The sequence below is a fragment of the Bifidobacterium pullorum subsp. saeculare genome, assembly GCF_016899725.1.
GTDB classification, from domain to species: Bacteria; Actinomycetota; Actinomycetes; order Actinomycetales; family Bifidobacteriaceae; genus Bifidobacterium; species Bifidobacterium pullorum_C.
The window spans coordinates 1-446 of record NZ_JACLYU010000235.1 but is presented as its reverse complement, the minus strand read 5'-3'; the positions used below and the strand labels follow the sequence as shown (position 1 = coordinate 446).

1 pseudogene is annotated in these 446 nt (G+C 72.6%); it reads left to right on the top strand.

The window, feature by feature from the left end:
• Window positions 1-446 (top strand): annotated as a pseudogene (locus tag H7U32_RS10340) (hypothetical protein); the annotation flags it as partial.

Genomic DNA, 446 nt, shown 5'->3' with positions numbered 1-446 from the left:
GGTCGACCGGCGCGCGGACATCTTCGCGGCGGGCATCGTCACGTGGGAGATGCTCACCGGACGACGACTGTTCAAGGGCGACGACGACGTCGAGGTGCTGCACCGCCTGCTCGACATGCCCATCCCACGCCTGCGCCAGCTCGTGCCCGAGCTGCCGGAGTCGCTCGAGCGGGCCCTGGCCCGGGCGCTCGAGCGCGACCGAGACCGGCGCCCGGCGACCGCGGAAGCCTTCATGGAGGCCCTGGAACGCGCTGCGCCCGAGGTGGGCGGTCTGGCCAGCGCGCGAACCGTGGGCGCCTACGTCGAGCAGATCGCACACGAGAAGCTGCTCATCGAACGGCGGCGCGTGCGCGAGGTCGGAACGCCGCTACCGACCGACACGCCTTCGACGCCGAGCAGCTTCTCGGGCACGCCCGCGGAGCACGGGACGCTCGTGACCCTGCACC